The sequence below is a fragment of the Reyranella sp. genome (assembly GCF_004296935.1).
Lineage (GTDB): Bacteria > Pseudomonadota > Alphaproteobacteria > Reyranellales > Reyranellaceae > Reyranella.
This window is the reverse complement of the sequence record NZ_SCVH01000067.1, coordinates 1-12,416: the sequence shown is the minus strand read 5'-3', so window position 1 is coordinate 12,416 and position 12,416 is coordinate 1. Positions and strand designations below refer to the sequence as shown.

Genomic DNA, 12,416 nt, shown 5'->3' with positions numbered 1-12,416 from the left:
TCCTTCTCCAAAGTCGGCGGATCGTGCCGATTAGGCACGGTCGCGGCCAGAGCGAATTGCGCTAAGCTGCCCCGCAGGAGGAAACGGGCTCATGCGCAGACTAGAATTCGGCTGGTTCCTGCCAACCGCCGGAGACACCACGGCCTATGGACTGGCGAGTGCGCAGGTGGCGCCCTCGTTGCCGCTGTTCGACAAGATCGTAGCGGCCGCTGAGACGGCGGGCTTCGAATACATGCTGGTGCCGGTGCAGACAGCCTGCTGGGAGGCGTGGATTTCCAGCGCCATGATGGTGGCGCGCTCCAAGTCGATGCGCATGCTGGTGGCGGCCCGGCCGAGCTATGTCAATCCGGTGCTGCTGGCCAAGATGATCGCCACCTTCGACCAGCTCTCGGGCGGCCGCATCTGCATCAACCTGATTGCGGGCCAGAGCGAGGCCGAGAACGCTTCCGAGGGCGTCAAGTGGGGCAAGGAAGAGCGCTACGAGATCATGGACGAGGAGGTCTCGATCCTGAAGGCGCTGTGGACCACGCGTGGCCCCGTGACCTTCGATGGCAAGTTCTATCAGTTGAAGGGTGCGCAGATCCGGCCCTATCCGCTGCAGCAGCCCCATCCACGCTTCTATCTCGGCGGCGGCAGCAAGCAGGCCTGGGAGATCTCGGCCAAGCATTCCGACGTGCATCTCTTCTGGGGTGACACCTATGAGCGCATCCGGGCCAACATGGTGGAGATCAGGGCGATGGCGGCGCGGCATGGCCGCGAGAACGATATCGGCTTCGGCATGCGCCTGCAGGTCGTGTGCCGGCCGACCGAGAAGGAGGCTTGGGATTTCGCGCATGGGCTGGTGGCCCATGCCAGCGAGGCGCAGAAGGCCTTCGTGAAGGAGCGCTTCGCGACGTCGGAAGCCAACCGCCGCGTGCGCGAACTGGCGGCGATCGGCGAGACCATCGAGCCGCATCTGTGGACCGGCATCACCCAGGTGAGGCCCGGCGCCGGCATTGCCGTGGTCGGCGACCCCGAGCAGTGCGCCGACACGCTGCAGAAGTTCATCGACCTCGGCTGCCATTCCTTTTGTCTCTCGGGCTACCTGCACGACGAGGAGGCAGAACGCTTCGGCAAATGGGTGATGCCGATCCTGCGCGAACGCAATCGCGAGCGCATGCTCGCGGCCTGATGGCGCGCGCGGCACTTCCCGATGTCGGTGCCCGCCAGCTCGAGGCGGTGCTGGCGCTGGCCGAGTACGGCAGCTTCGTCGCCGCCGCGGCGCGGCTCAGGATTTCCCAGCCGGCGCTCACCCGCATGCTGAAGCGGCTCGAGACGCAACTCGGCGTGCGGCTCTTCGAGCGGAGCACGCGCCGGGTCCAGATCACGGCAGCGGGGCGCGAGTTCGCAGCCGTTGCCGAGCGCATGCTGAACGATCTCGGCATCACCGTCCAAAGCGTGCGCGAGGTCGCGCAGGAACGGCGTGGCCTGGTGGTGATCTCGTGCGTGATGTCGGTGGCGGTCGGTCGGTTGCCCCAGATGATCGCGGCCTATCGCGGCGACCGACCAGGTGTCGAGATCCATGTGCGCGAGGGCGTCTATGCGTCGATCCTCGACGATGTGCGCAGCGGCGTCGCCGATTTCGGCATCAGCTATGTCGATGAACTGCCCGACTTCGCGGTCGGCACCGCCTTGGGCCGCGAGACCTTCCATGCCGTCGTGCCGGCCCGCCACAAACTTGCCGGCAGGCGCAGCGTCAGTCTGGCCGAGCTCGCCGCGCATCCGATCGTGGCACTGCCCACCGAATCGCGCACGCGCCGCACGATCGATGCCGCGGCCGTGACGGCGGGTCTACAGCTTCACCAGAGGGTGGTTGTGAACCAGATCGCGACCCTGCTGGCGCTGGTGGGCGCCGGCGTCGGCGTGGGCGTGGTGCCCGGCGGGGCCACCCGCGGCCCACTGGTCCGGGGATTACGCTTCATTCCGCTGGCTGAGCCGAAGCTGGTGCGTCGCCTCGGCCTGATCGCCTTGCGCGAGCGCGAGCCCACGCCCGTTGCGTCGGGCTTCATGGCCTTGCTGCGCCGCGAATGGCCCAAATCCGATTGATGCGGATTGTGCAACAATCCTGTCTATCAGGTTGATCTTGGCATAGCGCCGACGCGGACTATGCTTGGCTTGGAGGTATAACGTGCAGCTGGCATCCAGGGTCTACGACGCCGACAGCATCTCGGCCGTCCAGGAGCTCTATCACAGCAGCGGCTGGACCGACGGCCTGCCGATCGTGCCGCCGACGGCCGACGCCGTAGAAGCCTGCCTCGACTGGGCGATGATGCCGCCCGACCAGCTGATCGGCATCGAGCCGGTGCGCGGGCTCGCCATCACCGCCGAGAAGCTCGCGATCAATGCCGTGATGGCCGGCTGCCTGCCGATGCACTTTCCCGTCGTGGTCACCGCCTGGATGGCGATGATGCAGGACGAGTTCCTGATGCATGGCGCCACCGCCAGCACCGGCGGCTGCGCCGTGCTGGTGGTGCTGAATGGACCCATTCGCCTCGAACTCGGCGCCAGCGGCACTTTCAACGCGCTGGGCAACAGCGACCGCGCCACCGCCGTCATCGGCCGCGCGGTCCGCCTCTGTCTTATCAACTTGATGGACGTGCGGCCCGGCGTCATCGACCGCTCGACGCTGGGTCACCCCGGCAAGTTCAGCTACTGCCTGGCCGAGGACGAGGAGGATTCGTCGTGGCTGCCGCTGGCCGAGCAGCGCGGTGTGCCCAAGGGCGCGTCGTCGGTGACGGTAATGGCGGCGGGCGCGCCGCGCCAGCTCATGAACGAGTGGACGACCAGGCCCGAGGAAATCCTGGAAACCTTCGCGGCCGAGATGCGCGCCAACCTGCGGCATTATTCGATCCATCCCGGCAACTACGCGCTGATCATTCCCAAGCAGCTGCGCGAGCATCTGCAGGCCGCGGGCTGGACCAAGACCGATATCGCCCAGTTCATCCACGAGCGGGCGCGTATCCATCGCCGCGAATGGGCCGAGGTGGGCAAGGGCGCGGTGGTACGTGATCGCGGCGACAGCGTCTATCCCGCGATGGAATCGCCCGACCAGCTCCTGGTCGTCGCCGCCGGTGGACCTGCCGGCGGCTTCGGCGCCGTCATTCCGCCCTGGCTCGGCAACAAGAGCCATGCCGTGACGCTCCCCCTGGGTGTCTGCATCGATTGCGAACCGCCAAAGAAGTAACCAAGAGGCATACGATGACTTTCCGCGTTCTGGATCCCACGACCGAGAAGGCGCCGCCCGCCGGCAGGCTGGCGCCGCGCCTCGACACGCTCGAGGGCAAGACCATCGGTTTCATCTCCAACGGCAAGGAAGGCACCAAGGGCTTCTTCAAGCATTTGGACCAGATGCTGCGCGAGGAATACGGCGTCGCCAGGGTCGTGAGCCGCACCAAGTCGAACTACAGCGCGCCCGCCGACAAGCACATCGTCGACGAGATCAAGGGCTGGGATGCCGTCGTCTCCGGCCTCGGGGATTGAGGCAGCTGTTCATCGTGCAGTCTGCACGACTCAGTGACAGCCGAACGCCTGGGCATTCCCGCCTTCAGCGTGATGACCACCCGGTTCGTGAGCGCGGCCGAGATGATGAGCCGCGTGCTCGGCATGCCCGACTACGCCTTCGCCACGATCGGCCATCCGGTCAGCAGCGCCACCGACGACGGCCTGCGCACCATGGCCCGAACCGCGATCGAGCAGGGCCGCAAGCTGCTGTTGCGGCCCTGAATCGGGGTTTTCGGACGCAACCTTTCGTCAGCGCGGGCGTTTAGCTGACATGAAACCAATTGCTGTCCTGGGCGTCCTCCTGATCGCGATCGGCGTCGCGGGCCTTCTGATCGCCAACATCTCCTTCACTGAAAAGACGGTGATCGTCGATGCCGGTCCGCTGAAGGTTACGGCCGATCAGCAGCGCACCATTCCGATCCCGTCCATCGCCGGCGTCATCGCCGTCGTCGTCGGCGCGGGCCTGCTGTTCTACGGCCGCAACAAGGCCAGCAGCTAGGGCAGTTCCAGCCGGACGGCGACGGCGGCACTGGCGATCACCGCCGGGTCGTTGTTGTCGGGATCGGCGACGTCGAGCCCGCCTTTCACCACCTTCACCGTGACGATGCCGTGCGGCAGCGAGGCGCGCACTTTTTCGACGTCGACCTTGTCAGGCTGCTGCACGCCGATGGTCACGTCGACGAACATGTCCGTCTTCGGGTTGACCTTCAGCGTGCGGATCATCGCCAGCGACGAATGATGCAGCGCGTCCTGGACGGCGCGCAGCGCGGCCTTGGTGTAGTCGCCACCGTGCAGGTCGTTGCCGGTGCCGAGTTCGAGGATGACGCGTCTGGCGGCCATGATCGTCCTCCCGCCTAAAAGTCGAGCCGGACGATGGCGGCCGCTTGCGCGATCACCGTCTTGTCGGTGCCGGCTTCGTTGGGAATCTCCAGGCCGCCTTCGAAGACCTTTACCGTGCCGGTGCCGTGCGGCAGCACCGCCAGCACCTGCTTGGTGTCGACCTGGTCGGGCTTGGGCACGCCGATCAGCACTTCGACCTGCATGTCGTCGCTCGACTTGCCGAGCGCCGTCGCGACGGTGAGCGAGTTGTGCCACAGCGCGTCCCGGAGCGCGCGGACGGCGGCCTTGGTGTAGTCGCCGCCGCGAATGTCGGTGCCCATGCCGATCTCGAGGGCCACGCGTTTCAGCGCCATTGCCGCTACTTCTTCTTCTGCATCGCGTCGTAGCTCCACGGGCCGGGGCCGGCCGCGGCGATATAGAGGAAGACGAAGCAGTAGAGCGCCGCCAGTTCGCCGGCGTTGAGGATCGGGTAGAAGCCGCGCGGCGCATGGGCGATGAAGTAGGCCACGGCCATCAGGCCCGAGAGCACGAACGCCGTTGTGCGCGTGAACAGGCCCACGATCAGAAGCAGGCTGCCCACGATCTCGATCACGCCGGCAATGCCCGGCAGCGACATCAGCTCGAGCTTGGCGAACATCGGCACGACCGGGATCTTGAAATGCTTGGCGGTGCCGTGCTGCAGGAACAACAGCCCGGCCATGATCCGCAGCACACTGAGCAGGCGCGGCGCCCAGGCCGTCGCGATCGCGTCGAAATTCATCGTGATGTCTCCCCGGAAAACCAACTGGGATCACTGTGGCGGCGGCCGTCCATCGCGGCAAGCGCGCCGCCGGTGACCTGGTTACTTCTCCGGCACCTTGCCGATGCGTTCGACCGCGGCCGCCAGCCGCTTGGCGTCGGCGGCAACGAAGGCCGCGAACTCGGGCGCGTCGAGATAGGCGATCGGCGTTTCGACCTTGGCCATCGCCTCCTTGAACTCGGGATCGGCGACCGTGCGCTTGGCCGCGTCGCGGAGCGTGGCGAGGATCGGCGCCGGCGTGGCGGCGGGCGCAAAGAGTCCCGACCAGATATAGAAGGTGGCGTCGTAGCCCAGCTCCTTCATGCTGGGCACGTCGGGCAGCGACGCGAGCCGCTTGTCGCCCCACACCGCCAGCGCCCGCATCTTGCCCGCCTTGATCTGGCCGATGGCGGCCGACGGTCCCGAGGCCAGCGCGTCGATCTGGCCGCTCAGCAGGGCCGCCACCGCCGGTCCGCCGCCCTGGTAGGGGATGTGGAACAGTTTTATGCCGGCGGCCGTGGCGAAGATCTCCATCGCCACATGCAGCGTGCCGTACACGCCGGACGATCCGTAGTTGATCTTGTCCGGCTTGGCCTTGGCCGCCTCGACGAAATCCTTCAGCGTTTTATAGGGCCCGTCGCCGCTCACCACGAGCACCGTGGGATCGGCGCTGATGAGCGCGATGGGCGCGAACTGGTCGAGCTCATAGGCCGGCGTCCGGCCCTGCAGGCGATCGGCCACCGGCAGCACCGAGATCGACGACAGCGCCATCAGGAGCGTGTAGCCGTCCGGCGCCGCGCGGGCGGCAAGGGCGGCACCGACCGAGCCGCCGGCGCCGGGCTTGTTCTGCACCACGACGGACTGCTTGAGCAGCCTTCCCATGACATGCGCCACCGGCCGGCCGGTGATGTCGGCCACGCCGCCCGGCGGGAACGGCACGATCATCTGGATCGGCCGCGACGGATAGGTCTCCTGTGCGGCTGCCGGAAGAATCGGCAGCAACGCCGCGCCGAGAAGAAGGCCGCGCCGCTTCATCTTGCTTCTCCTTATTTGGCCGGTCCGGCCTTGGCGGCGCCGGCCTTGGTCGCGGGATAGGTGGCGGTGAAGCCGAACAGGTCGACCAGGGCATTGGGCTTCATGATCTTGTCGAGGTCTTCCAGTCCCGCCGTCTTGGTTGGCTTCAGCCCCAGCGCCAGCGGTCCCTTGGGCGACTTCCAGTCGGCGACGAAGGAGGCCACGGCATCGAGCGCCTTCAGCGTCGGCGGCCCCTGGATCGTGGCGAAGCCCTGGAGCGCGCCCAGCGCCGTGTCGACCATCTCCTGCGCCTTGATGCCTTCCTCCTTGGCCATCGCCGGCAGCACCTTGGCGATCAGGCCGGAATCGTCGATCGTGAGCGAGGCGGTGCGCAGCTTGCCGTCGTCCATGGCGCTCGACTTGTCGCTGATGCCGTCGACCACCAGCGACACCGTGATCTTCGCCTGGCCACGCAGGTTGATCTCCAGGGTCTTGAGCGTCAGCACCTTTTCCTTGCCGTCGATCGCATAGTCGAGCGCGATGTCGACCGGCACCTTCGGCACGCCGTAGGGCGCGAGCGCGGTGAAGATCTCGTCGTCGCCCGTCATGCCCTCGAATTTCAGCTTGGCGAAGCGCGGCGCCTCGTCGTCCTTGGCGTCCTTCTTCAGCCGGTCGAAGTCGAGCGCGTCGACCGCGATCTTCTCGATCTTGACCGTGCTCTCCTTGTCGCCGGTCGCGGCGTTGGCCGGCACGACGGCGACCACGTCGGTCAGCACGAAGCCCGAGGTGCCCACCGCGGTGCCGGTCTTGTAGGTGAAGCTCTTGAGCTCGAGCTGGGGCTTCAGTTCCTTCTCGAAGCGCTGCAGCCCGTCCTGCGCCCACGCGCTCCCCGCGGACCCGATCGCCAGCCCGACCACCATCAATGCCGAGCCAAGCCCTGCCCAAATCGCCCGCATGAAATTCCCCCGTTCGTTGAGCGCAGACCCTAACACCGGGCCGATACGGCGGCGAGTCAGTGAGACAAGGGTTGGCGTCATCACCGGACCTCGAAGGCGAGCCCCAAATCCTTGTCCCATGCAGCTTTCGGCGAGGTGCCAGGCATCGTCCCGTGAGACGCCAACTGACTCGTTTCACGTCGTCTCATGCGTCCCGGGACGCACTCCAGCAGACGGCGGCGGAAGTCGCGGCGGCGCGGCCTGGACGCCACGATCTCCGCCCACAGGGCCGCGAACTCCGGGTCCTCGAGCTTCCAGCGATAGGCCGTGCCGCGGTTGAGGCCCGCCTGGGCGGCGGCAAGGCTGGCGTTGGCACCGAGCAGCAGCTCGTAGAGGAAGGCGACGCGCTTGCCGTCGTCGGCCGGGCGGACGGGGTTCATCGAAAACTCCTTTCGGTTCCGGAGTAGGATTTATAGGAACAAGAGGATAGTGTCAATAGGCCTATGTTGGCGGTCGGCCCGCATCGATGCTGTCATTTTGCTGGCACGGCGCCGGAACAGGACCTGCCGGCTCACCTCGATCGGCCTGTTTTGTGCATTCGCCGTGACAGATACCTTGTTGCCATGGTCGGCTGGAAGAGCCGGCCAATCAGAAGGAACGCCACCATGCGTATCTGACGATCACTACCATCAGGAGCGACCATTTCCATGGCAATCAAGACCCTATCATTCGACCCAGCGGAATACCTCCGCTCCACTGAGGATCAGGTCGACCTTCTCAATGATGCCTTTGCAACCGGAGATGTCGCGTACATCGCCAATGCTCTTGGAACCATCGCCCGGGCCCACGGCATGTCGAAAGTAGCTCGCGGCGCCGGTGTAACCAGAGAGGCCCTTTACAAGTCGCTCACCAAAAGTGGCGATCCAAAGCTCACGACGTTTGTGAGCGTTCTCAGGACCCTCAAGCTCGACCTCAAGGCATTGCCGTCGATAGCCACTGGCCGTCCCATGAAGATCACTCGCGCACGCAATAGGGGGTTGAAGGTTGGATCGACCAAGAACGCCGCGCGCGTTCGAAGTGTGGCTTGAGCGTCAGTGAACCCGCTGATGACCGAGGCGAGCGGCGTTCGCCTCGACGGTCGCGCACTGGCTAACCGCCGGGGTTTATGACCTAAAATTCGAGAGACTCCGGCCAATAGTACAAAGCGTCAGCCTTTCCCCGAGGATTAAACGTGCGGTGATAGTTTTCGACCTCAGTGTGTAGTCCAGGCTTGATGTACTCGCCTTCGTGCGGCGCATCGTGGTCAATCTCCGGCTGGCTGACGATGCTTTCATAGCGCACGTCTGACGTTTTCTTTACATAGATGAGAATGGCTGGTGAAAGGCTCAGCTTTTCGATGAGCAGCCCAGCACATACCGACGAGATTATCACTCGATCCGCAGGCGCCAGCTCGCGTTCAATGTCTCCGCGAAGCTCGTCGGTGCGGATCGCTCCAACGAATTTGTCAGTTTTCTTGGCCACATAGTCATCGGCATCCAACCCAGCGCACGCGAGCTGAGTGCGGAGCCGCTTCATCAGGAAGGTTTTGCCGTGACCGGGGCGACCATCGAGCATGATAATCCGCGCATTGCTGGCTCTGATGAACGCCGCAACGTCTACCTCGCTGCGCAAGATAGCAGGGCCGGGCAGGGCGCTTGTGTCATGGAAGTTGGTCACGGGAGTGGCCGTCTAGTCCCGCAACGTCGCCTTGGTCGGATCGCCGAGAGCCTTGTTGAGCGCGACGGCCTTCGCAGCGAGGCGGCGGGCGGTGAAGGCGTCGACGATCATGCCCTTGCCGATCTCCAGCGTGGCCATTTCGAACTTTCCGCCCGGCTTGAGCCGGGGCTCGATCAGGCGCAGGCGCTGGCCGCGCCAGAAGCCGAACAGCACGCGCTCCTCCTCGGCGCGGATCAGCAGCACGGGGCCGCGCGCGAAATAGACGAGATGGCCCCACTTGATCGCCTCATCCAGGGTCGCGGCCGAGCGAACGGCGGCGCGCAGCGTCTCGACGCAGTCGCGGCGCCAGCCGCGGAGCGCGCTCACGTAGGAATCGGGGGTGGCATCGGGACCGGCGGCTGAGAGGGTTTTCTTCACGACAGGCGCTTCTAGGCGCGGCGGCCGTCGAGTTGCCGGGCGACCTGTTGCTCATAGCGCTCGGTCGCCATCAGCACGAGGCCGAAGGTCACCACCAGCACGCAGACGGTGCTGACGTAGAGGCCGTAGCCCCAGGCCCTGTCGGCGGTGTGCGGCTCGACGATGTCGAGCCAGTCAAGCCCCAGCAGCGCCACCCGGACCAGGCGGGCGGCGGCGATGCCGGCCAGCGCCGCGGCGGCGATGCGGCGGCTCCGCAGGCCGTCCTGCCGGCCGCCGCGCCAGGTCTCCCAGGCCGTCGCGAGCGCGAGGCCGCCGACGAACAGCGAGAACACCAGCGACTGCGCGCGCAGCGCCGCGCCCATCTGCCAGCTGAAGGTGACCAGGAGGACGAAGACGGAGGTGATGGCGGCGGCGACGATCGCCATGCGCAGCGGCGTCGCCTTGCTGGTGTTGAAGCGGCGCATGCTCAGCCACATGGTGGCGAAGCTGGCGACGCAGAGGCTGTCGGCCGTCACGAAGAGGGCGGCCGACGTCGAGGGCTCGCGCAGGCTGAACAGCAGCGCGCCGACGGCGCCCAGCACCAGGGCGGCGGCCCAGCTGCGCAGTGCGACGGCGTCGCGATAGCGGTACCAGGCGAGCAGCGACACGCCGGCGGCGACCAGGGTCGCGAAGACGCTGACGAGGTCGAGCGTGGGCAGGTGCAGATGCATCGGTGTTGGCAGTCTACGCGCGCACGGCCTTTTCGGCCATCGCGGTGTCGACGCAGGCCGCGAAGGCGATGTCGCGGGAGAGTGCGCCGGAGGCGCGCATCGCGGCGTGCAGGCGCTCATATCCTTCGCGACGGATGATCGGATCGGGGCCCCACAGGCCGAGCGCGCGGTAGCGATTTATGCAGGCGGCGAAGATCGGCGTCGGCAGGTCCGGGAAATAGTCCTTCAGGAGGCCGGCGATCTCAAGGGCCGGCGTCTTCGCGAACCACCGCAGGGTGCGGTGGACGGCGCGGGTCATGCGCTCCAACTCCTCGGCGCGCTCGGTGAGGACATCGCGGCGCGTCACCAGGGTGGTGTAGGCGGTGAGGCCGCGGGTGGCGGCGGCGTACCAGAGGTGGCCGGCGCCCGAGGCGATCAGCCGCTCGGCATAGGGCTGGAACACTTGTATGGCGTCGAGCGAGCCTGCGGCGAGGCCGACCTCGTTCTCGGCCATGGTCTGGTCGTCGACGCGGTCGAGCGCGGCCGGATCGACGCCGGCGCCGCGGAGATCGTTTGCCAGGCAGATCCAGGGTGTCGGCACTTCGGAGACGGTGGCGACGCGCAGGCCCACGAGGTCGGCGAACCTGAAGTCGGGTTTGGGTTTTGCGCCGATGACGAAGAAGGGATCGCGCGCCACGACATCGCAGAAGCAGATGAGGTCGCAGCCGGGCTCCTGGTCGTGCAGCATCATGACGCGCAGCGGCCCGCCCCACATCACGTCGACCTCGCCGGCGCGCAGCACGGCGACGGCCGCCCCGGGACTGGGCGAGGGGATCATCGCCACTTCCACGCCCGCCGCCGCGAAAGCACCGGTCGCCTGGGTGGCATAGAAGGGTGCATAGAACAGGGCGCGGAAATTCTCGGACAGTCTGATCATGATGGCCGGCGTGATCCTTATGGGGCGAAGCCCGGCGGAAAGAGCGCCGAGGCGTGCGTCTCGGCATCGAAAGCCTCGGCCAACGCGATGAGATGCGCCTCGGCGTACCACGGCGCCACGAACTGGAGGCCGATCGGCAGTCCGGCCTTCGAGCGGCCGTAGGGAATGCTGATCGCCGGATGGCCGGTCATGTTGAAGGGGATGGTGTAGGTGTACCAGGCCGCGCGCAGGTCGCCGATCGGCTTGCCGTCGACCACCAGGGGCGCGAACTGGTCCTGGGTGGCGAGCGGTGCCGGCGTGGCCACCGTCGGCGTCAGCAGGAGGTCGCAGTCGCCAAACAGTCGCTGTACCGACTTGTAGGCGGTGGTGCGGTCGACCAGCGCCCGGCGCAGCATGATGGCGTCGACGGCGTCACCCTCGTCGAGCGTCTTTGCAAAGGACGGATCGAGATCGCCGCGGCGGTTCTTCAGGATGTCGCCGAAGCGCTCGATCTGGTTGGCACGCAGGATGATGCGGGCAACGTCGAGCTTCCAATCGACCTCGCGGCCATCCATTTCCTTGATGCGCGCGCCCTGCCGGTCGAGGAAGGCGAGGGCGGCGTCGAGCCTGGCTTCGGTATCGGGATCGAGATAGCCGCCGGTCATGCGGCGGATCACGGTGATGCGCTTGCCCGCGATCGGATGTTCGCCGGTGTCCTGCGGCCAGGCGAAGGGCGTGCGGCCGATGGCGAGCGTCCAGGGATCGTCGGGGTGGCCGCGCGACATCGAAGCGAGCCCGGCGCCGAGATCGGTCGGATGGCGCGCCATCACGCCGAGATAGGTGAGCTGGCCGAACTGGTCGGGTGGCACCTCGTGCGGTACGCGGCCGAGCGTTGCCTTCAGCCCGTAGACGCCGCAGCAGGCGGCGGGAATGCGACCGGAGCCGGCGCCGTCGGTCGACATGGCGATCGGCCCGAGGCCGAGCGCAATGGAGACGGCGGCGCCGCCGCTCGAGCCGCCGCTGGTGTGCTCGCGGTTCCACGGATTGCGCGTGATGCCGTGCAGGCGGCTGTCGGTCAGCACCTTGTGGCCGAACTCCGGCGTCGTGGTCTTGGCGAACAGCACGGCGTCGGCCGCCTTCCATTGGCCGATGGCGCTGGCGTCGACCATGGGAACGTTGTCCTTCATGGTGAACGAGGCGAAGGCGGTGCGCAGGCCCTTGGTCAGGATCAGGTCCTTGGCCGAGACGGGCACCGCGGCCAGCGCCCCGAAGCCTGTACCGTGCTTCCTGCGGGCATCGAGCGCATCGGCGGTGGCGCGTGCGCCTTCGGCATCGAGCGTGGCGATGGGGTTGTAGGGCGCCGCGCGCTTGCAGCGTTCCAGCAGCCCCTCAACGATGGTGCGGGCGGCGACCTTGCCGCCGGTGAAGGCTCTTGTGAAATCGGCGACAGGCCGGCCGGCGAAATCCTGCGTGGGCAAGAGACGATCCCCCTTCTTCCTTTCGCGAAGTTATAGGCCATCGTTGTTGCCCGCGTCAGGCGTCGCTCCTACAGTCAGTCGGGGATTCAAGAG

The 12,416-nt window shown here is 66.7% G+C and carries 17 protein-coding genes; 6 read left to right on the top strand and 11 right to left on the bottom strand.

The features are described 5' to 3' along the window. The first annotated feature begins 91 nt into the window (after positions 1-91). The 5 genes from EPO55_RS08725 to EPO55_RS08705 all read left to right on the top strand — a co-directional run bounded on the left by EPO55_RS08725 (position 92) and on the right by EPO55_RS08705 (position 4,039). Entirely contained in the window at positions 92-1,171 is a 1,080-nt protein-coding gene (locus tag EPO55_RS08725; RefSeq protein WP_296336252.1) for an LLM class flavin-dependent oxidoreductase, read from the top strand. Then, positions 1,171-2,085 carry a LysR family transcriptional regulator gene (locus tag EPO55_RS08720; protein WP_296336251.1) on the top strand — a complete coding sequence of 305 codons (915 nt, stop codon included), beginning with the start codon at positions 1,171-1,173 and terminating at the stop codon, positions 2,083-2,085. The genes EPO55_RS08725 and EPO55_RS08720 overlap by 1 nt, the downstream gene beginning before the upstream one ends. Before the next feature lie 82 nt (positions 2,086-2,167). Beyond that, positions 2,168-3,223, top strand: a complete 1,056-nt coding sequence (locus tag EPO55_RS08715) for a hypothetical protein (RefSeq protein ID WP_296336250.1) — start codon at positions 2,168-2,170, stop codon at positions 3,221-3,223. A gap of 14 nt (positions 3,224-3,237) precedes the next feature. Then, a complete protein-coding gene (locus EPO55_RS08710) occupies positions 3,238-3,762 on the top strand; it encodes a UGSC family (seleno)protein (RefSeq protein WP_296336249.1) in 525 nt (174 codons plus the stop codon). 49 nt (positions 3,763-3,811) lie between these two features. Then, complete coding sequence (locus EPO55_RS08705) at positions 3,812-4,039, top strand: hypothetical protein (RefSeq protein WP_296336248.1); 228 nt, start codon at positions 3,812-3,814, stop codon at positions 4,037-4,039. Here EPO55_RS08705 and EPO55_RS08700 read toward each other — a convergent pair. From EPO55_RS08700 to EPO55_RS08675, 6 genes are all read right to left on the bottom strand, one after another. Next, positions 4,036-4,380: a Lin0512 family protein gene (locus EPO55_RS08700; RefSeq protein ID WP_296336244.1), complete on the bottom strand. Its 345-nt coding sequence runs from the start codon at positions 4,378-4,380 to the stop codon at positions 4,036-4,038. The genes EPO55_RS08705 and EPO55_RS08700 overlap by 4 nt on opposite strands. Positions 4,381-4,394: 14 nt before the next feature. After that, positions 4,395-4,733 (bottom strand): Lin0512 family protein, encoded by a 339-nt coding sequence (locus EPO55_RS08695; RefSeq protein ID WP_296336243.1) that lies wholly within the window; start codon positions 4,731-4,733, stop codon positions 4,395-4,397. 5 nt (positions 4,734-4,738) lie between these two features. Then, positions 4,739-5,140 (bottom strand): DoxX family protein, encoded by a 402-nt coding sequence (locus EPO55_RS08690; protein ID WP_296336242.1) that lies wholly within the window; start codon positions 5,138-5,140, stop codon positions 4,739-4,741. Positions 5,141-5,221: 81 nt separating this feature from the next. Next, positions 5,222-6,193 carry a tripartite tricarboxylate transporter substrate binding protein gene (locus EPO55_RS08685; protein WP_296336241.1) on the bottom strand — a complete coding sequence of 324 codons (972 nt, stop codon included), beginning with the start codon at positions 6,191-6,193 and terminating at the stop codon, positions 5,222-5,224. Between the two features lie 11 nt (positions 6,194-6,204). Next, on the bottom strand, positions 6,205-7,128 hold the full coding sequence (locus tag EPO55_RS08680) for a hypothetical protein (RefSeq protein ID WP_296336240.1): 924 nt from the start codon (positions 7,126-7,128) through the stop codon (positions 6,205-6,207). Between the two features lie 80 nt (positions 7,129-7,208). After that, positions 7,209-7,547: a hypothetical protein gene (locus EPO55_RS08675; protein ID WP_296336239.1), complete on the bottom strand. Its 339-nt coding sequence runs from the start codon at positions 7,545-7,547 to the stop codon at positions 7,209-7,211. A 267-nt stretch (positions 7,548-7,814) separates the two neighbouring features. On the opposite strand from EPO55_RS08675, the gene EPO55_RS08670 reads away from it, so the two are divergent. Continuing rightward, positions 7,815-8,195, top strand: a complete 381-nt coding sequence (locus tag EPO55_RS08670; RefSeq protein WP_296336238.1) for an addiction module antidote protein — start codon at positions 7,815-7,817, stop codon at positions 8,193-8,195. Between the two features lie 82 nt (positions 8,196-8,277). Here EPO55_RS08670 and EPO55_RS08665 read toward each other — a convergent pair whose 3' ends face one another. Genes EPO55_RS08665 through EPO55_RS08645 form a run of 5 tightly spaced genes read right to left on the bottom strand, consistent with a single transcriptional unit; the run spans position 8,278 to position 12,323 of the window. After that, positions 8,278-8,823, bottom strand: a complete 546-nt coding sequence (locus tag EPO55_RS08665) for a hypothetical protein (protein WP_296336237.1) — start codon at positions 8,821-8,823, stop codon at positions 8,278-8,280. A gap of 12 nt (positions 8,824-8,835) precedes the next feature. Then, positions 8,836-9,240: a DUF1801 domain-containing protein gene (locus tag EPO55_RS08660; RefSeq protein ID WP_296336236.1), complete on the bottom strand. Its 405-nt coding sequence runs from the start codon at positions 9,238-9,240 to the stop codon at positions 8,836-8,838. 11 nt (positions 9,241-9,251) lie between these two features. Then, on the bottom strand, positions 9,252-9,950 hold the full coding sequence (locus EPO55_RS08655) for a hypothetical protein (RefSeq protein WP_296336235.1): 699 nt from the start codon (positions 9,948-9,950) through the stop codon (positions 9,252-9,254). A gap of 13 nt (positions 9,951-9,963) precedes the next feature. Beyond that, entirely contained in the window at positions 9,964-10,866 is a 903-nt protein-coding gene (locus EPO55_RS08650; RefSeq protein ID WP_296336234.1) for an ABC transporter substrate-binding protein, read from the bottom strand. Positions 10,867-10,883: 17 nt separating this feature from the next. After that, entirely contained in the window at positions 10,884-12,323 is a 1,440-nt protein-coding gene (locus EPO55_RS08645; protein ID WP_296336233.1) for an amidase, read from the bottom strand. Positions 12,324-12,416 lie beyond the last annotated feature (93 nt).